The organism is Enterobacter cloacae complex sp. IR5441, from assembly GCF_049238215.1.
Taxonomy (GTDB): domain Bacteria; phylum Pseudomonadota; class Gammaproteobacteria; order Enterobacterales; family Enterobacteriaceae; genus Enterobacter; species Enterobacter hormaechei_C.
This window is the reverse complement of the sequence record NZ_JBMKIA010000005.1, coordinates 135,693-158,807: the sequence shown is the minus strand read 5'-3', so window position 1 is coordinate 158,807 and position 23,115 is coordinate 135,693. Positions and strand designations below refer to the sequence as shown.

At 57.0% G+C, this 23,115-nt stretch carries 14 protein-coding genes; 6 read left to right on the top strand and 8 right to left on the bottom strand.

Annotated elements, in window-relative coordinates:
* Positions 1 to 143 precede the first annotated feature (143 nt).
* Positions 144 to 1,400, top strand: coding sequence for a DUF1479 domain-containing protein (locus tag ACOTX5_RS08730; RefSeq protein WP_045911426.1), 1,257 nt, complete (start codon positions 144 to 146; stop codon positions 1,398 to 1,400).
* Here the strand turns inward: ACOTX5_RS08730 and ACOTX5_RS08725 are convergent.
* Positions 1,397 to 2,470: a LacI family DNA-binding transcriptional regulator gene (locus ACOTX5_RS08725; protein WP_045911427.1), complete on the bottom strand. Its 1,074-nt coding sequence runs from the start codon at positions 2,468 to 2,470 to the stop codon at positions 1,397 to 1,399. The two genes, ACOTX5_RS08730 and ACOTX5_RS08725, sit on opposite strands and share 4 nt — an antisense overlap.
* A gap of 286 nt (positions 2,471 to 2,756) precedes the next feature.
* Here ACOTX5_RS08725 and ACOTX5_RS08720 point away from each other — a divergent pair, with 286 nt between their 5' ends.
* Together ACOTX5_RS08720 and ACOTX5_RS08715 are read left to right on the top strand one after the other, a co-directional pair.
* Entirely contained in the window at positions 2,757 to 4,058 is a 1,302-nt protein-coding gene (locus ACOTX5_RS08720) for an MFS transporter (RefSeq protein WP_015571039.1), read from the top strand.
* Between the two features lie 17 nt (positions 4,059 to 4,075).
* Positions 4,076 to 6,439, top strand: coding sequence for a TIM-barrel domain-containing protein (locus ACOTX5_RS08715; protein ID WP_045911428.1), 2,364 nt, complete (start codon positions 4,076 to 4,078; stop codon positions 6,437 to 6,439).
* An 83-nt stretch (positions 6,440 to 6,522) separates the two neighbouring features.
* On the opposite strand, the gene ACOTX5_RS08710 is transcribed toward ACOTX5_RS08715, so the two are convergent.
* Entirely contained in the window at positions 6,523 to 8,118 is a 1,596-nt protein-coding gene (locus tag ACOTX5_RS08710) for an ABC-F family ATPase (protein WP_023296172.1), read from the bottom strand.
* A gap of 222 nt (positions 8,119 to 8,340) precedes the next feature.
* Here ACOTX5_RS08710 and ldtB point away from each other — a divergent pair, with 222 nt between their 5' ends.
* The gene (gene ldtB, locus ACOTX5_RS08705; RefSeq protein ID WP_015571042.1) at positions 8,341 to 9,261 is read left to right on the top strand and encodes a L,D-transpeptidase; all 921 of its coding nucleotides are present in this window, start codon (positions 8,341 to 8,343) and stop codon (positions 9,259 to 9,261) included.
* Positions 9,262 to 9,302: 41 nt separating this feature from the next.
* Here ldtB and ACOTX5_RS08700 read toward each other — a convergent pair whose 3' ends face one another.
* From ACOTX5_RS08700 to ACOTX5_RS08675, 6 genes are all read right to left on the bottom strand, one after another.
* Positions 9,303 to 10,019 (bottom strand): GntR family transcriptional regulator, encoded by a 717-nt coding sequence (locus ACOTX5_RS08700; RefSeq protein ID WP_015571043.1) that lies wholly within the window; start codon positions 10,017 to 10,019, stop codon positions 9,303 to 9,305.
* A 14-nt stretch (positions 10,020 to 10,033) separates the two neighbouring features.
* A complete protein-coding gene (locus ACOTX5_RS08695) occupies positions 10,034 to 11,356 on the bottom strand; it encodes a PTS sugar transporter subunit IIC (RefSeq protein WP_023296170.1) in 1,323 nt (440 codons plus the stop codon).
* Between the two features lie 51 nt (positions 11,357 to 11,407).
* On the bottom strand, positions 11,408 to 12,784 hold the full coding sequence (locus ACOTX5_RS08690; protein WP_045911429.1) for a glycoside hydrolase family 1 protein: 1,377 nt from the start codon (positions 12,782 to 12,784) through the stop codon (positions 11,408 to 11,410).
* A gap of 184 nt (positions 12,785 to 12,968) precedes the next feature.
* Entirely contained in the window at positions 12,969 to 14,339 is a 1,371-nt protein-coding gene (locus ACOTX5_RS08685; RefSeq protein WP_045911430.1) for an efflux transporter outer membrane subunit, read from the bottom strand.
* Between the two features lie 3 nt (positions 14,340 to 14,342).
* The gene (locus tag ACOTX5_RS08680) at positions 14,343 to 16,283 is read right to left on the bottom strand and encodes a MacB family efflux pump subunit (RefSeq protein WP_023296167.1); all 1,941 of its coding nucleotides are present in this window, start codon (positions 16,281 to 16,283) and stop codon (positions 14,343 to 14,345) included.
* Complete coding sequence (locus tag ACOTX5_RS08675) at positions 16,280 to 17,467, bottom strand: efflux RND transporter periplasmic adaptor subunit (protein WP_045911431.1); 1,188 nt, start codon at positions 17,465 to 17,467, stop codon at positions 16,280 to 16,282. Before ACOTX5_RS08675 ends, ACOTX5_RS08680 begins: the two co-directional genes overlap by 4 nt.
* A gap of 667 nt (positions 17,468 to 18,134) precedes the next feature.
* Here ACOTX5_RS08675 and iroB point away from each other — a divergent pair.
* A complete protein-coding gene (iroB, locus tag ACOTX5_RS08670) occupies positions 18,135 to 19,250 on the top strand; it encodes a salmochelin biosynthesis C-glycosyltransferase IroB (protein WP_045911432.1) in 1,116 nt (371 codons plus the stop codon).
* A 141-nt stretch (positions 19,251 to 19,391) separates the two neighbouring features.
* A complete protein-coding gene (iroC, locus tag ACOTX5_RS08665; RefSeq protein ID WP_045911433.1) occupies positions 19,392 to 23,051 on the top strand; it encodes a salmochelin/enterobactin export ABC transporter IroC in 3,660 nt (1,219 codons plus the stop codon).
* Positions 23,052 to 23,115 lie beyond the last annotated feature (64 nt).

The window sequence follows — 23,115 nt, the reverse complement described above, 5'->3', positions numbered from 1 at the left end:
ACCTGCCGGAGCCTCGCTCCGGCCTCTCACTCTTTTCCCATCCTGTGGCACCCGTCAAGGTTTTAAACTTGCATTAACTTTTTTTTAACTTAAAGTATCACTTGTAGACACCTTTACTTTCGAATGAAAGATGCGAGGCAGTTATGACCTTTACCAGCGAAACGTTGCCAGCGGACCATAAAGCGGCAATCCGTCAGATGAAACGTGAATTACGCGCGCAGATCGGCGACGTGCAGGCGCTGTTCGACCGGCTCAGCGATAAAATCGCCACCCGCGTGGCGGAAATCAACGCTCTCAAAAACAAAGGCGAAACCGTCTGGCCAGTGATCCCTTTTGCCGACGTGAAAAACGGCACGATCACCACCGAACAGCGCGAAGCCGTTAAACGTCGCGGCTGCGCGGTGATCAAAGGCCACTTCCCGCGCGAGCAGGCGCTGGCGTGGGATCAGTCGATGCTCGACTACCTCGATCTGAACAAATTTGACGAGGTGTACAAAGGACCCGGCGATAACTTCTTCGGCACCTTAACGGCCTCTCGTCCGGAGATTTATCCGATCTACTGGTCTCAGGCGCAAATGCAGGCGCGCCAGAGTGAAGAGATGGCGCAGGTACAGTCATTCCTGAACCGTTTATGGACATTTGAGAGCAACGGTAAACAGTGGTTCGACCCGGACGTGAGCGTGATTTACCCTGACCGCATCCGCCGCCGCCCGCCGGGAACCACCTCGAAAGGACTTGGCGCACACACCGATTCTGGCGCGCTGGAGCGCTGGCTGCTGCCCGCTTATCAGCAGGTGTTCGCCCGCGTGTTTGACGGCAACGTCGAGAAATACGATCCGTGGAATGCCGCGCATCGTACCGAAGTGGAAGAGTACACCGTCGATAACACCACCAAATGCTCGGTGTTCCGCACCTTCCAGGGCTGGACGGCGCTGTCGGATATGATCCCCGGCCAGGGGCTGCTGCACGTGGTGCCGATCCCGGAGGCAATGGCTTACATTCTGCTGCGTCCGCTGCTGGACGACGTGCCGGAAGACGAGCTGTGCGGCGTGGCGCCGGGGCGCGTGCTGCCGATTTCTGAGAAGTGGCATCCGCTGCTGATCGAAGCGTTAACCAGCATTCCGGCGCTGGAAGCCGGTGATTCCGTGTGGTGGCACTGCGATGTGATCCACTCCGTCGCGCCGGTGGAAAATCAGCAGGGCTGGGGCAACGTGATGTATATTCCTGCCGCGCCAATGTGCGAGAAGAATCTCGCCTATGCGAAAAAGGTCAAGGAAGCGCTGGAAACCGGCGCGTCACCGGGCGATTTCCCGCGCGAGGATTATGAGAAAAGCTGGCAGGGCCGCTTTACCGTGGCCGATCTCAACATCCACGGCAGGCGCGCGCTGGGCATGGCTTAACCGTCGTACAGCCCTTCCCGCTCTACGGCGGTACGTCGTTTCCCCTGACGTATCCGCCGGACCGACTCCCGCACGGTCAGCGTGCCGTTTAGCAGCAATGTTCCTACCGGCGCATCCGGGCGCATCAGCCGCTGCTGGAGCATATGCACCGCTTCCGTTCCCAGCTCATCGCGCGGGACATGCACCGCCGTTAAGGGCACATCCTGAATCGCGGCCAGATTAAACCCGTCAATGCTCATCACCGAGACATCCTGCGGCACGCGCAGACCGTGTTTTTGCAGCGCGCTGATGGTCCCCGCCGCCATAAAATCACCACCAACCAGAAACGCCGTCGGCAGGTCCTTCCCTTTCTGCTGGTGAAGCCACTCGCTCACCAGCTGCTCCGTCTCTCTGGCGCTGAAGCTGGACACCATCAGCAGGTCGCGCCTGTCGCTGAACCTGAGGTTATGACCGTGCCACGCGTCGCGGATCCCGGACAGGCGCAGCTCCATGGTGTAGCGACGCAGGCACAGCACGTTCATCACCTCCCGGTGCCCCATCTCGAACAGGTACTCTGCCGCCCGCTCGCCAATCGCGCGATGATCCGGCGCGACGGCGGGCAGGCGCATGTGGCGGTCCCGGCAGTTAATCAGCATACAGGGTTTGCCCACGTCTACCGCCAGATCGTGGATATGCGGATCGTCGATACCAAGGAGGATCGCCGCCTGGGTGTCCGCTTCGTTCATGCGGGCCAGAAACAGCTGGGCATCGCTGTCGTTCTCCTCCAGCGCACAGTAACGCAGACGCACCTCGTGCGAGGCCAGCCCTTTGCTCACGCTCTGGATGACGCGGTAGTAAAAGATGTCGGACCGCTCGTCAAACGCCCGCTGCGGGGCAAACACCACCAGGCTGTTAAGCAGCAGACGCCCCGCCGCCATGCCGTCCATTACCCCCAGCTCCCGCGCGCACGCCAGCACCTTTGCCCGTGCTTTTTCGCTGGTGTTTGCCTTCCCCGCCAGCACGCGAGAAACGGTGCTGATGGAGAGCTGCGTCCGGGCGGCGATTTCGGTGATTTTAAGCCTTTTGTCCATTTTGTGATCTGGCTCCGGATGTGAAATGAAAAAATTTTCACAACTTGTTTATCAGGTAATAACTTGCGAGAAGGCCATAATGCCGAAAATTAAACCTCGGTTATGAGAAAGTTTGCACAAAATCCACTATTCCCTGCCCAATTTCTTTCTTAAGGTGAACCTGTCACACAACTTCCATACTAGTTGTATAGCAGCTTAGCGCTCTAAAACAGATAACTTTCAAACGCCTGACGCTGTGTGACACCTGAACCTTTGTCCCCTTACCGTCCGTCTTGTGGAGAAGAAAATGAGTCAGGACATCAATAACACCGTTGCGACAAGCAAAACACGTCGCGTCATCAGGAACCTGCGCTGGTACGTACTGGTGCTGTTTCTTCTCGGCGTGACCGTTAACTACATCACCCGTAACTCGTTAGGTATTCTCGCCCCTGAGCTGAAAGAGAGCCTCGGGATCACCACCGAGCAGTACTCCTGGATCGTCGGCGCGTTCCAGATCGCCTACACCATTTTCCAGCCCCTGTGCGGCTGGCTGATTGACGTTATCGGCCTGAAAATCGGCTTTATGGTCTGCGCCGGGATCTGGGCGCTGATGTGTATCTTCCACGCGGGCGCCGGAAGCTGGCTGCACCTGGCGATTCTGCGCTTCTTTATGGGTGCGTCCGAAGCCGCCGCCACGCCAGCGAACGCCAAAACCATCGGCGAATGGTTCCCGAAATCAGAGCGCCCTGTTGCCGCAGGCTGGGCGGGGGTAGGCTTCTCCATTGGGGCCATGCTGGCCCCGCCTATCATCTACTTTGCCCACGCGTCGTTCGGCTGGCAGGGTGCGTTTATGTTTACCGGCGTGCTGGCGCTGCTGTGGGTGATCCTGTGGTGGGCGTTTTATCACAACCCGGAACAGCACCCGAACCTGAGCCGCGATGAGCTGGCGTTTATCAAGCAGGATAACGAACCTGCGCCGGTCAAACTGCCCTTCCTGACCGCGCTGAAAACCGTCTCGAAGAACAAACGGTTCTACGGCATCGCCATCCCGGCCTTTATGGCGGAACCGGCCTGGGCCGTGCTGAGCTTCTGGGTGCCGCTGTACCTCGCCAAAGAGCACGGCATGGATTTGAAACAGATCGCGATGTTCGCCTGGCTGCCGTTCCTGGCCGCCGACCTCGGCAGCGTCGCGAGCGGCTACCTGACCCGGCTCTACACCCGCTGGTTTGGCTGCACCCGCGTCAACTCGGTGGTAGCCAGCTCCGTCACCGGCGCGTTTCTGATGATTTCTCTGGCCGTCGTGGCCGTGACCCGCGACCCGTATATCACCATCGTGCTGATCTCTATCGGCGGCTTCGGGCACCAGATCATCTCCTGCATGCTGAGCGCCCTGGTCGTGGAGTCGTTCGACAAAGGCCAGATGGCGACCGTCAACGGCATGCGCGGCTCGGCGGCGTGGATCGCCAGCTTCCTGTTCTCACTGTTAATCGGTGTGACCGCCGACAAAATCGGCTTTAACCCGCTTTTTATTGCCATGGGCTTCTTTGACCTGATTGGCGCTGTCTTCCTGGTAGCATTTATTGCTGAACGTCGCGCCAAGCGCGCCTGATAGTGGATGTATTGCATATGAAAACCCTGAAAAACTGGACCGTAGATAAGCAGTCAGCAAACCATCTGGAACTGCTGGTCGATAATCAGCACCGCCTGTGTCTGTATGTGCTGGAAGAGAATCTGTTCCGTGTGCTGATCAAACGTAAAGGCGAACTGGCGCTGAACCGCACCTGGAGCATCGCGCCGGAACAAGATGTGCCGTGGGAAGGCCGCCGTCGTGACGATGTCAGCGGCTTCACCTGCCCTGCCTGGACGCTGACGCAGCAGGACGACACGTTAACCGTAGCGACTGAACAGCTGCGCGTCACCGTCCACCAGCCGCTGTGGCTGGAGTGGCACTACCGCAATGAGGCGGGCGAGTGGCAGCCGCTGGTCAATGACCGCCCGACCAGCGCCTACCTGCTGAACGCCCACGGTGACGGCGTGGCGCACTATCTTAGCCGTCGTAAGGATGAACGTTTTTACGGTCTGGGTGAGAAAGCGGGTGATTTACAGCGCAACGGCAAACGCTATGAGATGCGTAACCTGGACGCGATGGGCTATAACGCGGCCAGCACCGATCCGCTTTACAAGCACATCCCGTTCACCCTCACCCGTCGCGATGACGTGAGCTACGGTCTGTTCTACGATAACCTGAGCAGCTGCTGGCTGGATCTGGGTAACGAGATCGACAACTATCACACCGCCTACCGCCGCTGGCAGGCGGAAGCGGGCGATATTGATTACTACATCTTTACCGGCAAGCGTGCGCTGGACGTGACGAAAGCCTTCGTGCGCCTGACGGGGAAAACGCTGTTTGGACCGAAGTGGAGCCTGGGCTACAGCGGCTCGACCATGCACTACACCGACGCGCCGGATGCGCAAAACCAGCTGATGAACTTCATCCGCCTGTGCGATGAGCATGCCATTCCGTGCGACTCGTTCCAGCTCTCCTCCGGCTATACCTCGATTAACGGCAAGCGCTACGTCTTTAACTGGAACTACGACAAAGTGCCGCAGCCGAAGGTGATGAGCCAGGCGTTCCACGACGCGGGGCTGCGGCTTGCGGCCAACATCAAGCCGTGTCTGTTGCAGGATCATCCCCGCTACAGCGAAGTGGCGGAACGCGGCCTGTTCATTCGTGATTCAGAAACCGATGCGCCTGAACGTTCCAGCTTCTGGGATGACGAAGGATCGCACCTTGACTTTACTAACCCGCAGACGGTGCAGTGGTGGCAGAACGGCGTGACCACGCAGCTGCTGGAGATGGGCATCGACTCCACCTGGAACGACAACAACGAGTATGAAGTGTGGGACGGGGAAGCGCGCTGCTATGGCTTCGGTCAGGAGATCGCCATCAAGCACATTCGCCCGGTGATGCCGCTGCTGATGATGCGCGCCTCGCTGGAAGCACAGCAGCGTTTTGCGCCGGAAAAGCGCCCGTATCTCATCTCCCGCTCCGGCTGCGCCGGGATGCAGCGCTACGTCCAGACCTGGAGCGGCGATAACCGCACTAACTGGGACACCCTGCGCTATAACATCCGCATGGGGCTGGGCATGAGCCTGTCCGGACTGTTCAACGTCGGTCACGACGTCGGCGGTTTCTCCGGCGACAAGCCGGATGCCGAGCTGTTCGTGCGCTGGGTACAGAACGGCGTGATGCACCCGCGCTTTACCATCCATTCGTGGAACGATGACCATACCGTGAACGAGCCGTGGATGTACCCGGGCGTCACGCCTGCGATTCGCAGCGCCATTGAACTGCGCTACCGCCTGCTGCCGTATCTCTACACCCTGCTCTGGCAGGCGCACGCCGACGACGAGCCGATGCTGCGCCCGACCTTCCTCGATCATGAGCACGATGCACAGACCTTTGAAGAGTGCGACGACTTCCTGCTGGGCCGTGACCTGCTGGTGGCCAGCGTCGTCGAAGCCGGGCAGCGCGAGCGCCGCGTCTGGCTGCCGGATAACGAAACCGGCTGGTACGATTTTTACACCCACGCATGGTATGCGGGCGGCCAAGCGATCGTCCTTGATGCGCCGCTGGAAAAGCTGCCGCTGCTGGTGCGCGCCGGTGCCGGTTTGCCGCTCAGCGAACGCATCCGTCACGTGAGCGCCGATAAAGACGATACCCGTGAGCTGAAACTGTTCCCGGTGAAAGGCGTCGGCACCACCTCCGGGCTGCTGTTTGAGGATGACGGCGAAAGCTGGGGCTACCAGAACGGCAACGCGCTGTGGGTGGAATGGGAGATGGAGTGCGACGGCGCAAGTATCAACCTGAAGGTGAATGCGCGCGGCGACTATCGTCCGGCATGGAAGGCGCTGAAGGTGTCATTACCGGCGGGGGAAAAACGTACGCTGCGGGTGAACGGGGTTGAAGGGGGCGAGTGGGTGGTCTGAACAATGCCGGGTGGCGGCTTCGCCTTACCCGGCCTACAAACTGATCCGTAGGCCCGGTAAGCGAAGCGCCACCGGGCTTTTTTTTAGCCGTCGATACCTTTACTGCGCAGGTAATCTTCGTAGTTACCGGTGAAGTCCACCACGCGCTCTGGCGTAATTTCGATCACGCGGGTCGCCAGCGAGCTGACGAACTCCCGGTCGTGAGAGACGAAGATCAGGGTGCCCTGATACATCTCCAGCGCCATGTTCAGCGACTCAATAGATTCCATATCCAGGTGGTTAGTCGGTTCGTCCATCACCAGAATATTCGGTTTTTCCATCATCAGCTTGCCGAACAGCATACGGCCCTTTTCACCACCGGAGAGCACTTTGGCGGGCTTTTTGATGTCGTCCTGGCTGAACAGCAGACGCCCCAGAATGCTGCGTACCGCTTGTTCGTCGTCGCCTTCCTGCTTCCACTGGCTCATCCAGTCGAAGACGGTCAGATCGTTTTCAAACTCATATTCATGGTCCTGCGCGTAGTAACCAATCTGCGCGTTTTCAGACCATTTCACGGTACCGTTATCCGGTTGCAGTTCACCGACCAGGGTTTTCAGCATCGTGGATTTACCCACGCCGTTGGCGCCGAGGATGGCAATCTTCTCGCCCACTTCCAGCAGCAGGTTGAAGTTTTTGAACAGCGGGCCTTCATCGAAGCCTTTGGTGAGGGCTTCCACTTCCAGCGCGTTACGGAACAGCTTCTTGTCCTGCTCGAAGCGGATGAACGGGTTCTGACGGCTGGAGGCTTTAACCTCTTCCAGCTTGATTTTGTCGATCTGACGGGCACGCGACGTTGCCTGGCGCGATTTAGAGGCGTTGGCGCTGAAGCGGCTGACGAAGGATTGCAGGTCAGCAATCTGCGCTTTCTTCTTGGCGTTGTCGGCCAGCAGACGCTCGCGCGCCTGGGTTGCCGCCGTCATGTACTCATCGTAGTTGCCCGGATAAACGCGCAGCTCGCCGTAGTCCAGATCCGCCATGTGAGTACACACCATGTTCAGGAAGTGACGGTCGTGCGAGATGATGATCATGGTGCTGTCGCGATCGTTCAGCGTCTGCTCCAGCCAGCGGATGGTGTCGATGTCCAGGTTGTTCGTCGGTTCGTCGAGCAGCAGGATGTCCGGATTAGAGAACAGCGCCTGCGCCAGCAGCACACGCAGCTTCCAGCCTGGCGCGACTTCGCTCATCGGGCCGTAGTGCTGTTCAACCGGAATACCGACGCCCAGCAGCAGTTCGCCCGCACGCGCTTCCGCAGAGTAGCCGTCCATTTCGCCGTATTGCGTTTCCAGGTCGGCCACTTTGTAACCATCTTCTTCGCTCATCTCAGCGAGACCGTAGATACGATCGCGCTCCTGCTTCACTTCCCACAGCTCCGCGTGCCCCATGATCACGGTGTCGAGCACGGTGAACTCTTCGAAGGCGAACTGATCCTGACGCAGCTTACCGATGCGCTCGTTAGGGTCGAGCGACACGTTACCGAGCGTTGGCTCCAGGTCACCGCCGAGGATCTTCATAAAGGTGGATTTTCCGCTACCGTTGGCACCAATCAGGCCGTAACGGTTGCCGCCGCCAAATTTGACGGAAATGTTTTCGAACAGCGGCTTACTGCCAAACTGCATAGTGACGTTGCTGGTAACTAACACGGAGAGATTCCTGCGAAAAGTGTGATAAACGCGGCATTATGCCACAATTCCGAATTGAGATCCCGTGTTGCGGTAATCCACTAAACTTTAACAAAATCGAAAAAAATGTGATTTCGTACACATCTGAATTCCCAGTTAACGGGAATGCACATATAATGCGCTCCCATTACCGATTCAGACTTATCAACTCATCGCCAGAATGGCTTAGATACCTCGCATAACATGAACATGAAATTAACAACGCTTTTTGCGGCGGCGTTAGCCGTAGTAGGTTTTTGTAAGACCGCGTCTGCGGTGACGTATCCCCTGCCGACAGACGGAAGCCGTCTGGTGGGTGAAAACCAGGTGGTGACGGTGCCGGAAGGGAACTCTCAGCCGCTGGAATACTTCGCGGCGCAGTATCAGCTCGGTCTGTCGAACATGCTGGAGGCGAACCCGGGCGTTGACCCGTATCTGCCGAAAGCGGGTACCGTACTCAACATTCCACAGCAGCTGATCCTGCCGGATACCGTGCACGAAGGTATCGTGATTAACAGCGCCGAAATGCGTCTGTATTACTACCCGAAAGGCACCAACACCGTGATCGTGCTGCCTATCGGTATCGGTCAGCTGGGTAAAGACACTCCGCTGAACTGGACCACCAAAGTGGAGCGTAAGAAAGCGGGCCCAACCTGGACGCCGACCGCCAAAATGCACGCTGAGTACATTGCTGCCGGCGAACCGCTGCCAGCCGTTGTGCCTGCCGGCCCGGATAACCCGATGGGTCTGTACGCGCTGTACATTGGACGTCTGTATGCCATTCACGGTACTAACGCCAACTTCGGTATCGGCCTGCGCGTAAGCCACGGCTGCGTGCGTCTGCGTAATGAAGACATCAAATTCCTGTTCGATAACGTGCCGGTCGGTACGCGCGTGCAGTTCATTAACGAACCGGTGAAAGCGACGTCAGAGCCGGACGGCAGCCGTTACATTGAAGTGCATAACCCGCTGTCCACCAGCGAAGATCAGATCAACAACAACGAAATCGTACCGATTAAGCTGACCAGCGCGGTGCAGTCCGTCACCTCTCAGGCGGATGTTGACACGACCATCGTTGACCAGGCGATTCAGAACCGTTCCGGTATGCCGGTGCGTCTGAACTAATCGTGAGAATTAAAAAAGCGGGCCGCGGGGCCCGCTTTTTTTTATCCGTTATTCACGATAACGATGCCGCCATGGTCATAGCGATAGTGACAATGGGCGTACTCCAGCGGCGTACCATCTTCAAGATAGATCACCTGCTCTACCTCCAGCACCGGGTCGGTTGGCTCGCAGACAAGGTGTTGCATATCCAGCGCACTGGGCTTCAGCGCCCGCACCACCCGATACGATCCCATGATCTTCAGCCCCAGCGTCTCCTGTACATACCGGAATACCGAACTTTCAAGATGGGTTTTGTTCAGACCGGGCACCAGATTGAGCGGCATTACCGTAGCGTCCAGAGACATCGGCTCACCGTTCAGTAAACGCAGACGGATAAAGTCATAGATCGGCGTATCCGGATTTATCATCAGCGATGCCTGCTCTTTCTCGTTCGGGAAGCGCAGTTCGAAGTGCACCACCTGACTCGTCACCGTGCCTAAATGTTCCCAGGTTTTGGTCGCCCCGAAGTAGTCGCTGCCGGAGAGATCCCACTGGGAAAGCTGGAGGAAATTTTTGCGGATGAACGTGCCCTGCCCCTGTCGGGTATAAACCAGCCCTTCTACGATCAGCTGACGCATCGCCTGCTGAATGGTCATCCGGCTGGTGCTGAACTCCGCCGCCAGCGCAAACTGGTCCGGCAGAGGTTCATTGGCGGCGTACTGCTGGGTGATAATGCGTTTCTTAATTTCCCGCGCTATGGTGATGTACTTCGCCGCCATCGTCCTTCCTTAAATTAGTGTTCTGTCCCGCTGTTTTTCAACGCCACTCGCTCGGCAACTTTGAGGAAAGGCAGGTAGAAGAATACACCAAATACGATGATTGCCAACTGCACCACCACCGCCCGCCAGTCCCCCGCCGTCGCCAGCCAGGCGCTGAGGATCGGCGGGGTCGTCCACGGGATCATCACCACGCAGCGCGACATGAGCCCCAGCGTGGTACAGAGCCACGCAAAGTAAATCCCGATAGCGGGCAGCAGCACAAACGGGATCATTAGCGGCAGGTTAAAGACTATCGGCAGGCCGAAAATCACCGGCTCGTTGATGTTAAACAGACCCGGCGCCAGCGACAGACGCGCCACCTGCTTCGCTGATTTCTGTCTTGAGAAGATGAAGATAGCAATCAGCAATGAGATTGTGCTGCCCGTCCCGCCCACCATGCCAAAGGTCGGCACAAAGATGTTGTTGATGATGTGCGGGATCGGCTGGCCGTTGGCAAAGGCCAGCATATTCTCATTGGTATTGATCAGCAGGAATGGCTCCAGCACCACGCTGTTGACCACCGACTGATGAATACCGAGCGTGAACAGGAAGTTACCGAAGCTGTAAATGAAGATCGTCCCGGGCAGGCTGGTGTTGATCAGCCGCAGCGGCTGCTGAATAAATGTCGTAATGAGATGGATCAGATCCGTGTGCAGCACGTTCGCCAGTATAGCCGCCAGCACCGCAAACAGGGAGAGCGTGAGGATCGTCGGGATCAGCGCGGTAAAGGATTTGCTCACCGCTGGCGGTACGTTCTCCCCCAGCGAAATGTGCAGCGCCTTCAGCCGTGAAATGGCGATAAACAGCTCGGTTGAGAGCAGCCCAATCAGCACCCCGGCGAAAATCCCGGTGGAGCCGATATTGGCGAACGTCAGCACCTGGGTAACGTTTACCGTGGCGTCGCTGCCGACGGGGGTAATCTGTAAGCGCATCGGCATCATGATGATGAAACTGCTGACGGCGATAACCACTGCCGAGACCGGATTGTCGAAATCTTTGTTGCGCGCCAGCGACCAGGCGATCATCGGCGCCAGCAGCAGCGCGGCGATGTTCAGCGTGCCGTTGATGATCGCCTCGCCCCACACCTTAAACTGCGTGAGCGTGTCGCCCTCTAAGATCCAGGGGAACACCACGTTATTCACCAGCACAGCCAGACCGGCGAGGATGAAAATCGGCATTACCGTGGCGAAGGCATCGCGCAGGGAGCGAAGATGCACCTGGTTTGCCAGGCGCGCCGAGAACTCAACAAATTTATCGACAAAAGACTGCATGTGCGGTGTTATTTTTGTTTCAGACATAGCGGATAGTTCCCATCAATCAGTCACAAAAACGGCCCGGCAGCGTACGGCTTACATCTCGCGTCCGTTGGTATGGATAACCTGTTTTAACCACGCATAGCTCTTCTTCGGCACGCGCTTCAGGTCTTTCAGGTCGTGATTTTCACGGTTGACGTAGACCACGCCGTAGCGCTTGCGCATGTCACCCTGGGAGCTGAGAATGTCAATCAACCCCCAGCCGAGATAGCCCAATACCTCTGCCCCGTCCTCGAACATCGCCTCTTTCATGGCCTCGATATGCGCCCGGTGGTAGTCGATGCGGTAGGTATCCTCTATGGGGTTTACGCCATCCCAGGACTCAATCACCCCAATGCCGTTCTCAATCGGGAATACTGGCATCCGCCAGTCGTTGGCATAGCGGGTGATGATGGTGCGAAAGCCCAGCGGATCGATCTGCCAGTTCCACTCGGTGGCCTTCAGGTACGGATTGTTTTTCTCGCCGTGCAGCAGGTAATAGTTCACCGGCGTGCCTTCCGGGATGGCATCGCTGTCCAGCGTTTTGCTGGCGTAGTAGCTGAAGGCCATAAAGTCGTTCTTCGTTCGCGCAAACAGCGCGAGATCGTCTGCGCGGTAGATATCGCCGAAGCCTTCCTGCTCCACCACCGCCATCACCGCCGGGCTGTAGCCCTGGCCCGCGAAGACGCGCAGCAGGTTCTGGTTGAGGAATTCGTCGTACTGCTGGGCGCAGAAGATGTCACGCGGTTTGCAGGTGGCCGGATAAATCAGCTGGTGCGCCAGCATGCCGCCCATCAGCTTGCCCGGCTTAGTCTGGTGCAGGTACTCGGTCAGCGCCATGTGCGCCACCATGGTGTGATGCTGCACTTCGTACAGCTCGCGCAGGGTTTCCTCCCCCTTCATATAGCCGGAGATGCGGAAGGCTATCGGCATGTGGAAAATATTCTGCTCGTTAAAGGTCAGCCAGTACTTCACCCGGTCACCGTAGCAGTCGATCATCTTTTTGCCGTAGCGGATAAACGCCTCCACGACGCAACGATCATTAAATCCGTTGTACTCCTGCGCCAGCGCCAGCGGCATATCGAAGTGGTAGAGGCAGACCATCGGCTCGATACCGCGGGCGATCAGATCGTCGATAAAACGGTCATAAAACGCGATGCCTTCGGCGTTGAACTCGCCGTCACCCTGCGGGCAGACGCGGCTCCAGGAGATCTGGAAGCGGTAGCAGTTCATGCCCAGATCCTGCATCAGGTCGAAATCTTCCCGGTAGCGGTGGTAGGAGTCGGTGGCCACTTTCCAGTCAGAGATATTTTCACCGGCTTCGCGAATGTCGTACACCGACATCCCCTTTCCGCCCTCATTCCAGGCCCCTTCCGTCTGCATGCTCGACACCGAGTTGCCCCATAAGAAGTTGGCTGGCAGTGATTGATTCATGGTTGCCTCCTATATGACTAGTCATTTAAATGATATGACTAGTCATATACCCGGAGATGAAATTTCGATCAAAGGGGAGGAGCGATTTTTGTGAGATGGGTTTGAATAATGACGAGGGATGTCTTGCGAACTGCGCCCTGGCAGCAAGTCATATTGCTGCCAGACGTAAATGAGTCTGCGCAATTCAGGGGAAAGATACCGAACCGCCGAACTCCATATAGATTTTTGCCAGATTATTTAACTGGTTAAAGCGATTTTCATACAGTGCCAGTTCGGCCTGACGGCGTTTCTCCTGAGCATCAAGCCAGAAAGAAATTCGCACCGCGCCCTGGCGATAGCGAACTTCGTTTAACCTCTCTGATTTTTTCGCCAGTTCCAGGCCTTCACGTAGAAGCGTCTCCTGTTCCAGGAGTTGATGACGCAAAGCAAGCGCATCTTCTATGCTACTCATCGCCTTGTAAAGTTCCTGTTTAAACTCCAGAACCCGTTGCTCGTAGTCGTTGCGGGCAATCTTCACGTCCATGCCCCTTTCTCTCCATTCCAGGAACGGCAGGGTCAGGTTTGCTCCAACAGAGCCTACAGGATTTTCCAGGAAGGCCATAAGGCTGCTGCTGCTGGTGCCAAGCGAGCCGGTCAGACTAAACGCTGGATAAAATGCAGTACGCTGGACATCAACGGTGGCCAATGCTTCCCGTACCCGCCACTCTTTAGCGCTGATATCGGGTCGATGCCGCAGCACGTTGACCGGGATCTTTCCACTGACCTGCGGCAGTGGTCCCATTGGTAACGCTTTCGGTTCGACTATCGCGCTGCCCGGCGCGGTTCCAAGCAAAACGGCTTGCTGATTGAGCGCCTGTAAACGTTCATTCTTCAACGCCGCCAGCCTGTTTTCCTGCGAAAGCACGCCCTGCTGAGCATCCACAACATCCAGAGAGGAGGCACCGCCCGCGGCATAGCGCGCGTTAGCCAGGCGCAGCGTCTCTTTTGCATAGTCGATGCTTTGTTGCAGGACAGACAGCTGCTGGTTAATAAAGCCTAAGCGCCAGTAATTATTACTGGCATTTGAAAGCAGCGTCAGGCGTGCAGAACGCAGATCCTCTTCCGAGGCAAAACGTGCCCACGCCTTCGCATCGCGCTGCCGCGCTATTTTGCCCCACAGATCCAGCTCATAGCTGGTATTAATACTGGCAACGCTGCCCCTGCTCCAGTTGGCTGAGCTGTTCAGCTGTTTTTTACCGTCAAGCGCGAGCGAACCTTTTAGTCCCGGATCGTTTGTGATGCCAATCCGCTCTTCTTCCAGGCGGGCGCGATAAACACGCAATACTGCTCCAGCGACATCGTTATTGCGCACCATCACCTGCCGCAGCCAGCCGTCGAGGTCTGGATCGTTAAAGGCCTGCCAGTCGAACGGCATCCTCTCCTCCGCAGCATCCGCCTGATACCAGTTGGCAGGGTATTTCACCTCAGGAGGCTGATAGTCGCTTTTCAGAGAGTCGGCGCAGCCAGCACTAAGCAGGACAGCAAGGCATACCGTTAAAGGGGATAATATTTTCATGGGTTACTCGCTGGCCAGTGAAACGACCGGATCCATCCTTGCTGCCTTGCGGGCAGGGAGATAACCAAAGATCATGCCGATTAAAGTTGAGCAGAAGAATGCGGCAGCAGCGGCCTGCCACGAATAAATGGCGGTGAAAATGCCCCCTGCCAGCGCGGTGAACAGCGCTCCGGCGGCATACGACAGTGCAATACCTAACACTCCGCCTATTAGACATACCAGCACAGCCTCAATCATAAACTGCTGCATGATATCGCCCTGACGCGCACCGACCGCCATTCGCACGCCAATCTCATGGGTCCGTTCCGTAACCGACACCAGCATGATATTCATCACCCCAATGCTGCCGATCATCAGCGAGATGCAGGCCACCATCAGAATCAGGATGCTAAACGTCATTGAGGTCCGTTCGATTGATTGTCGAATCTGCTCGAAATTATAAAGCTGGAAGTCTTTCACGCCGTGGCGTTGAGTGAGAAGCTGAGAAATAGCGCTGACCGCTGCCTCGTTGGCAACATCATCCTTAAGCCTTACGCTGATGCTGGTCAACACCGGTTTTCCTGTCATTCGATACATCACCGTGCTGTAAGGCATCCAGACGTTAATGCGATTAGGCGCATAGCTTCGGCTGTTCCCTTTGGCGATGCCGACAACCCGTGCAGGCACGGAACCCAGAAAAACGATTTGCCCAAGTGCCTTGAGTCCCGCATCGTCAAATAACGCCTTGCGGGCGTTTTCATCAATGATGACTTCCTGCGAGGCATTTCGATCGTCCTGGAAAGTTGATCCCTGCAACAGTTCAATACCGTTCACGCGAAAATGATCGCGCCCAACGCCATTGATCGTGGCGGTAGCGGATTTACCCAGAAAGCGAATGTTGTCGGAAGCGTTAACTTCGGGGCTGACGCTGTCAACAAACCCCTGCTTTGCTAATGCTTCGGCGTCTGCCGGGACCAGTGTACGAATGGCTTCAGTGCTGTCGTCAAAGAAATCCCTTCCCGGGTAGATGCTCACCACGTTGGTTCCAAGCTCCTTGATATTATCAAGGGTTCGCTGTTTCGCGCCTTCTCCCAGTGCCACCACCGTAACAACCGCGGCGATACCAAAAATAATGCCCGTCATGGTTAACGTCGTGCGCAGGCGATGCGCATTCATCGCTTTTAACGCCATGTGCAGGGATTCACGGGTACGGTCAACAATACTTTGCCACCAGCTTTGCTGAACGCTGTCAGGTCGTTTAAGGGCAACCCCGGAGGTAACACGACTGCCGGTATCAGAAATAATTTCACCGTCACGCAGCTCAATAATACGGTTAGCATGCTGCGCTACCTTCATATCATGTGTCACCATAACCACGGTATGGCCACGCTGATTCAGTTCACTGAGTATTGACAGTACCTCCTGACCGGACTGCGTATCCAGCGCGCCGGTGGGTTCATCCGCCAGAATGATTTCACCGCCGTTAATCAGCGAGCGGGCAATACTCACACGCTGCTGCTGGCCGCCTGAAAGCTCTCCCGGTTTATGATGTTCACGACCTTCCAGCCCGAGTCTTCCAAGCAATGTCGCCGCGCGCAGACGGCGTTTTTCGCGCTCACTATTGGCATAAATCGCCGGAATTTCAACGTTACTTAACGCGCTCAGGTCGGGCATTAAATGATAACGCTGGAAGATAAAACCGATGTGCTCACGGCGGATCCTTGCCAGATCGTCAGGTGAAAGCTGGGCGGCATTTTGACCGCTGATAAAGTAATCGCCACAATCAGGGACATCGAGACAGCCCATAATATTCATCAGGGTTGACTTACCGGAACCGGAGGCGCCGATGATCGCGACCATCTCCCCAGCAGCGATAGTCAAATCAATCCCTTTAAGCACGGTGAGATCCTGTCCACCGTTCCTGTAGGTGCGGCTGATGCCCTTGAGTTCTATGATATTACTCAAGATACAAACCCTTCCCCGGGCGATTTTTCACCCGGCTGCGATAACACAACATGTTCCCCGACTTTTACACCGTCCAGGATCTGGATATCCACACTGTTAGTAATGCCGGTTTTGACCTCACGGGTTTCCAGCCGGTTATCACTGGTCAATATCTGCACCTGCTGTTTGTTGCCACTCACCTTGTGCACAGCCTGAATCGGCACCAGTAACGTATTTTTAGCTTCTCCAGCCAGCAAGGTCACCTGTGCTGTCATGGCAATTCGCAGCCGATTTTCTGGATTGGGGACATCCAGCAGCGCGTTGTAGTACACCGAAGCATTTGACGTGCCTGACCCTGAGGCTGAGCTACTGCTGGCAAGGCTATCATCTTTCATAACCGACTCAGGTGCCAGTTCAACGGTACGTAACGTGGCGTCATAATGCTTATCCGGCTCAGAGAAAATGGTGAATCTGGCTTTCTGTCCCGGTGAAATTCGCGTGATATCCGCCTCAGAGATCTGGGCTTTAATTGTCATCACGTCCAGACGTGCGAGTTTGATAATGGTCGGCGCACTTTGGCTGGAGTTAACCGTTTGGCCCTGTTGGGTGACAACGGCAATAACAATGCCGTCCATGGGAGCAACAACTTTTGTATAACCCAAATCGACCTTTTTCTTGTCGACATCAATTTGCGCCTGGACGAGTTTGGCATTCAGGGCCGATAGCTCAGCGCGGGTACTGGCCAGCGTGGTTTCAGCCGTTTCGAAATCTTCTCTCGAGCTGGCATCCTCATTTAACATCTGGCGCTGGCGCTTAAAACGCAATGAGGCTTGCTTCAACTGCGCCTGCTTAGCCTGAAGGTCCGCTTTTACCACGTTGAGAGCAGCTTCTGCGTTGCGTAAATCATTCCGCTGCGGCACGTCATCAATTTCAGCGATGAGCTGTCCTTTAGTGACACGATCGCCTAACTTCACCTTCAGCGACTTAACCTGGCCAGAAACCTGTGCCCCAACGTTGACCCGCTCAATCGCATCAATTCGACCGGTAGCAAGTACGGCGTTTTCAATATCGCCGATGCGTACTGGAGCGGTAACATACTCAGGAACCTCGGGGCTTCTCAGGAAAAAGAACAAGGCGATGCTAAAAATAATTAGCAGAGCCGCAGCACAGGTCATTACGCGTCGGACAGGGAATTTTGTTAACATTACGCAGGTTTTCCATAACGATAAACAGCAGTGAATCAGGCATCATAGTAACATCGCCAGTATTTACTGGAGGTAAACCCGCGCTATTTGGTGAAGTAGCGTCATCGTAGACCCCCGCCATCAATTACACAGAATCACCAGGTCCGCCTGTAAACCGCCGCAAGCGTGGGATTTTGTGCCTAAATCCACAGAGTCCCCTTTTGCTGAGCCCTACCTGCGATTTTTCCCATAATCGATTCATTGTGCATTAAGTGCTTAATTATAGTTGCAACCCACATATGATAATAGTAATTATTATCATTAGCATTTGCACTGATGGTTTATCTGGCAAGGTATACAGAGGTATCAGGAAACAAGCCTCTCCAGGTTTGTTGAACGGTCTCACACTCAACAAATGCATCTGAACACCGCGGCGTGGCAGCACGACGCCTGGGCTGTTCAAAAGGACAACGGCGCGTAAGCGTTAATGGAAGCCGGGACAAGGAATTCCCGATTCACCAGCCTACGTCACGGAATAGTCAGCGACAGGACCGTTCGTAAGGCTGGTGAAACTCAAAAAGGACGCAGCGTCTGTCAAAGCAGGCTTAACGAAAATTAACGTCCTGCTGCTGGCATATGACTGCGTCGACTTCCTGATTTAGTTCGTCAAGCGGAGAGGGATTTTCTCATGCGTATTTTGTTTGTAGGCCCGCCTCTCTATGGGCTGCTGTATCCTGTGCTGTCTCTGGCACAGGCGTTTCGCGTTAACGGCCATGAAGTGCTGATCGCCAGCGGAGGAAAATTCGCCCAAAAAGCGGCAGAAGCAGGGCTGGTGGTATTTGACGCCGCACCCGGTTTTGATTCTGAAGCTGACTATCGCCGCCGCGAGGCACAGCGAAAAGAAAGCAACATCGGCACAAAAATGGGCAACTTCTCATTCTTCAGCGAAGAGATGGCCGACCACCTGGTGGAGTTTGCCGGACACTGGCGGCCCGATCTCATCATCTACCCGCCGCTCGGCGTCATCGGGCCTCTGATTGCCGCCAAATACGATATACCGGTCGTAATGCAAACCGTCGGCTTCGGCCATACGCCCTGGCATATCAAAGGCGTAACGCGTTCGCTCGCGGACGCCTATCATCGCCACGGCGTTGGGGCCGCACCGCGCGATATGGCCTGGATCGACGTAACACCACCGAGCATGAGCATTCTTGAAAACGACGGAGAACCCATTATTCCCATGCAGTACGTCCCGTACAACGGCGGCGCGGTGTGGGAACCGTGGTGGGAGAGGACGCCCGACCGTAAACGTCTGCTGGTGAGTCTCGGTACCGTCAAACCGATGGTCGACGGCCTTGACCTGATCGCCTGGGTGATGGATTCCGCCAGTGAAGTCGATGCCGAGATCATCCTGCATCTTTCGGCCAATGCGCGGTCGGATCTGCGCTCACTGCCCTCAAATGTTCGCCTGGTCGACTGGATACCCATGGGAGCCTTCCTGAACGGCGCAGATGGCTTCATTCATCATGGTGGCGCGGGCAATACCCTGACGGCACTGCACGCCGGTATTCCACAGATCGTCTTCGGCCAGGGTGCCGATCGCCCGGTAAATGCCCGCGCTGTTGTCGAACGCGGCTGCGGGATCATCCCCGGCGACGACGGCCTGTCGAGCAGCATGATCAATGCTTTCCTCGACAATCGCGCGCTTCGCGACGCCTCTGAAGAGGTAGCGGCGGAAATGGCAGCGCAACCCTGTCCGAGCGAGGTGGCGAAAAGCCTGATCGCGAGGGTACTGAAAGGGTAGCCACTACGCCGTCATGACGATCATACGCCAGCACGCATCCAGGAGATACGCCCGTAACAATGCGGGACCGGATCGGGCTGGCGCTTTTTTTTGCACAGCGATCCGACTTGGATCCTATTGTTTACAGACGGAGGAGGCTTAATGCCTGCGACTCACTCTCCCACTCCTGCGCGGTCCTGGATAGTTCGCCTGGCACGCGTGTGCTGGGAACGTAAGAAACTTAGCATCATCGTAGTGGTAGCGTCGGTCTCGACCATTCTGCTGGCCGCGCTGACGCCGTTGCTGACAAGGCAAGCGGTGAACGACGCGCTGGCGGGCAATCCGACTCGTCTGCCGTGGCTGGCCTGCGGGCTATTGCTGATTGCCTTTTTTGATTTCATCGGTAACTACGTGCGCCGCGGTTATGCCGGGGAGCTCTCGCTCTGGGTGCAGCACACCCTGCGAGGACGGGCATTCGACAGTATTCAAAAACTTGACGGCGCAGGCCAGGACGCACTGCGCACCGGGCAGGTGATTTCACGGACCAACAGCGAACTGCAGCAGGTGCATACCCTGCTACAGATGTGCCCGGTGCCGCTGGCGGTGTTCACTTATTACATTGCCGGCATTGCCGTGATGCTGTGGATGTCACCCGCCATGACGCTCATCGTCGTGTGCGTACTGGCATGCCTGGCTATCACTGCGCTGCGCGCGCGTCGCCGGGTCTTTGCGCAAACCGGGCTGGCCTCGGACCGACTGGCAAATCTCACCGAACATATGCGCGAGGTGCTGGCGCAGATCTCAGTGGTAAAATCCTGCGTGGCGGAGCTGCGTGAAACGCGCTGGCTGGATCGCCAGTCGCGGCAGATGGTGCGGGTACGCATCGGCGCGGCCATCTCGCAGGCGATGCCAGGTGCCACCATGCTGGCGCTCCCGGTGCTCGGGCAAATCGTCCTGCTGTGCTACGGCGGCTGGTCGGTTATGCACGGGCGCATCGATCTCGGCACCTTCGTGGCGTTTGCCAGCTTCCTCGCGATGCTGACCGGGCCAACCCGTGTACTGGCATCGTTTCTGGTTATCGCCCAGCGCACCCAGGCGTCCGTGGAGCGCGTGTTTGCTCTGATCGACACCCGTTCGCAGATGGAAGACGGGACGGAGGCGGTTAACGGTCAGGTTATCGGGCTGCAACTGGAGAATATGAGCTTCGAGTACCGTGGCGGCAGACGCATCCTCAGCGATGTCTCCTTTTCCCTGCACGCCGGTGAAACGGTGGCGGTAGTGGGCGCATCGGGTTCCGGGAAATCCACGCTGCTGATGCTGCTGGCGCGTTTTTACGATCCCAGCGCCGGAGAGATATGGCTCAACACCAGCGCAGGCCGACAGAACCTCCGCGATCTCAGGTTGGAGGCGCTTCGTCGTCGGGTAGGCGTTGTGTTTGAGGATGCTTTTCTGTTTGCCGGTACGGTGGCGGAAAATATCGCCTACGGGCACCCTCAGGCAACGGCGGACGACATTCGCCTCGCGGCGAGGGCAGCAGGAGCCAGCGATTTTATCAACGCCCTGCCGAAAGGCTTCGATACCCAATTAACCGAACGCGGTACGAATCTTTCCGGCGGACAGAGGCAGCGAATCGCGCTGGCACGGGCGCTCATTACCGCGCCGGAAGTGTTGATCCTCGATGACACCACCTCGGCGGTCGATGCCGGTACTGAAGCGGAGATCAACACCGCGCTGAGTCGCTATGCTGACGAAAAGCATATGCTGCTGGTGATTGCCCGACGCCGTTCGACGCTTCAGTTAGCCAGCCGGATTGTGGTGCTGGATAAGGGCCGGGTGGTGGACACCGGAACCCAGGCAGAACTTGAAGCGCGCTGTCCGGCGTTCCGCGCGCTGATGACCGGCGACGGCGATTTCCTCGCGCCTTCCCACAGTGGGCCTAACGGATTGTGGCCGACCGTACCAGCGGCACAAGACGATGCGGCGCAGACGGGGGATAAAGGCTTTGTCGCCCGTATGACGCGCGTGCCGGAAAATGCAGTACAGCAGGCGCTGGCCGGTAAAGGCCGCAAAGTCACGTCGCTGCTGAAGCCCGTGGCGTGGATGTTCGTCATCGCCGCCCTGCTGATCGCCCTCGATTCGGCGGCAGGCGTCGGGGTACTTATACTGCTGCAGCGCGGCATTGACTCCGGCGTTGCCACAGGCGATATGTCGACTATCGGCCTCTGTGCCCTATTCGCCCTGTGCCTGGTGGCCGTGAGCTGGTGCTGTTATTCACTACAGACTGTCTTCGCCGCCAGAGCGGCAGAGTCAGTCCAGCATACGGTGCGCTTGCGCAGCTTCGGCCATATGCTGCGTCTTGGTCTCCCCTGGCATGAAAAGCATGTCGATTCACGTCTGACCCGCATGACCGTAGATGTGGACTCTCTCGCCCGCTTTCTGCAAAACGGCCTTGCCGGTGCAGCCACCAGCCTGGTGACAATGTTCGCCATCGCCGCCGCCATGTTCTGGCTCGACCCGCTCCTGGCGCTGACGGCATTAAGCGCGGTGCCAGTGGTCGCACTGGCAACCTGGATTTATCGCCGCCTCAGCTCCCCTGCTTATGCGCAGGCGCGGCTGGAAATAGGCAAAGTCAACAGCACCCTGCAGGAGAAAGTCTCCGGCTTGCGCGTTGTGCAATCGCATGGCCAGCAGGAACAGGAAGCCGCCCGGCTGCGCGCGTTATCGGATCGGTTCCGTGCGACCCGCGTACGTGCGCAAAAATACCTTGCCGTCTATTTCCCGTTCCTGACCTTCTGCACCGAGGCCTCCTATGCCGCCGTTCTTCTGGTGGGTGCATCGCGAGTCGCCGAAGGCGAAATGACCGCCGGGGTGCTGGCGGCTTTCTTCCTGCTGCTGGGGCAATTCTATGGGCCAGTGCAGCAGTTATCAGGAATTGTCGACGCCTGGCAGCAGGCGACGGCCAGCGGCAAACATATCAATGAACTGCTGGCGACCGAAGGCACAGAGAACATCGAGCCCTCTTCCGTACCGCCCGCCACCGGCGCGCTGCATCTTGATGAGGTCACGTTCAGTTATCCCGACAGTCCTGAACCCGCGCTGAACAAACTTACCCTGACAATCCCTGAGGGAAGGGTCGTCGCGGTCGTTGGTCGCAGCGGTGCGGGTAAGTCAACGCTGATTAAGCTGATCGCCGGATTGTATTCCCCCACCCACGGCAGGATCAGCATTGGCGATCGGATAATTGATGATGCCTCGCTTGCCGATTACCGTCGCCAGATTGGGCTGGTCGATCAGGATGTGGCGTTGTTTAGTGGTGATATTGCGGAAAACATTCGTTATTCACGGCCATCCAGTACCAATGACGACGTTGAGATTGCCTCTCAACGGGCAGGGCTGTATGAGACGGTGCGCAATCTGCCGCAGGGATTCCGCACACCGGTGAATAACGGCGGTGCCGATCTGTCCGCAGGTCAGCGCCAGCTGATTGCGCTGGCCCGCGCACAACTGGCGAATGCTCACATCCTGCTGCTCGATGAAGCCACGTCACGCCTGGATCGCACATCCGAAGAGCGATTGATGTCATCGTTAACAGACGTCGCGCACACCGGGAAGCACCTGGCGCTGATTGTGGCGCACCGTCTGACCACCGCGCAGCGCTGCGATCTGATTGCCGTTATCGATAAGGGGCAGCTTGCGGAATACGGCACCCACGAACAGCTGTTAGCGGCCGGCGGCCTCTACACCCGCTTGTGGCATGACAGCGTCGGCAGCTCTGTTCCCCATCGCCAGCACGACATCACGGGGGAAATCGTGGAAGAGTGATTGCGCACGTAAGACATTACAAAACACGCGCTAAAGCGGCTGTTCCCGGAATAGCCGCTTTAGC

What these genes read in the sequence shown, in the direction of transcription:
- ACOTX5_RS08730 (WP_045911426.1), top strand. Translation starts at nt 144, where the DNA reads ATGACCTTTACCAGCGAAACGTTGCCAGCGGACCATAAAGCGGCAATC.
- ACOTX5_RS08725 (WP_045911427.1), bottom strand. Translation starts at nt 2,470, where the DNA reads ATGGACAAAAGGCTTAAAATCACCGAAATCGCCGCCCGGACGCAGCTC.
- ACOTX5_RS08720 (WP_015571039.1), top strand. Translation starts at nt 2,757, where the DNA reads ATGAGTCAGGACATCAATAACACCGTTGCGACAAGCAAAACACGTCGC.
- ACOTX5_RS08715 (WP_045911428.1), top strand. Translation starts at nt 4,076, where the DNA reads ATGAAAACCCTGAAAAACTGGACCGTAGATAAGCAGTCAGCAAACCAT.
- ldtB (WP_015571042.1), top strand. Translation starts at nt 8,341, where the DNA reads ATGAACATGAAATTAACAACGCTTTTTGCGGCGGCGTTAGCCGTAGTA.
- ACOTX5_RS08700 (WP_015571043.1), bottom strand. Translation starts at nt 10,019, where the DNA reads ATGGCGGCGAAGTACATCACCATAGCGCGGGAAATTAAGAAACGCATT.
- ACOTX5_RS08695 (WP_023296170.1), bottom strand. Translation starts at nt 11,356, where the DNA reads ATGTCTGAAACAAAAATAACACCGCACATGCAGTCTTTTGTCGATAAA.
- ACOTX5_RS08690 (WP_045911429.1), bottom strand. Translation starts at nt 12,784, where the DNA reads ATGAATCAATCACTGCCAGCCAACTTCTTATGGGGCAACTCGGTGTCG.
- ACOTX5_RS08685 (WP_045911430.1), bottom strand. Translation starts at nt 14,339, where the DNA reads ATGAAAATATTATCCCCTTTAACGGTATGCCTTGCTGTCCTGCTTAGT.
- ACOTX5_RS08675 (WP_045911431.1), bottom strand. Translation starts at nt 17,467, where the DNA reads ATGTTAACAAAATTCCCTGTCCGACGCGTAATGACCTGTGCTGCGGCT.
- iroB (WP_045911432.1), top strand. Translation starts at nt 18,135, where the DNA reads ATGCGTATTTTGTTTGTAGGCCCGCCTCTCTATGGGCTGCTGTATCCT.
- iroC (WP_045911433.1), top strand. Translation starts at nt 19,392, where the DNA reads ATGCCTGCGACTCACTCTCCCACTCCTGCGCGGTCCTGGATAGTTCGC.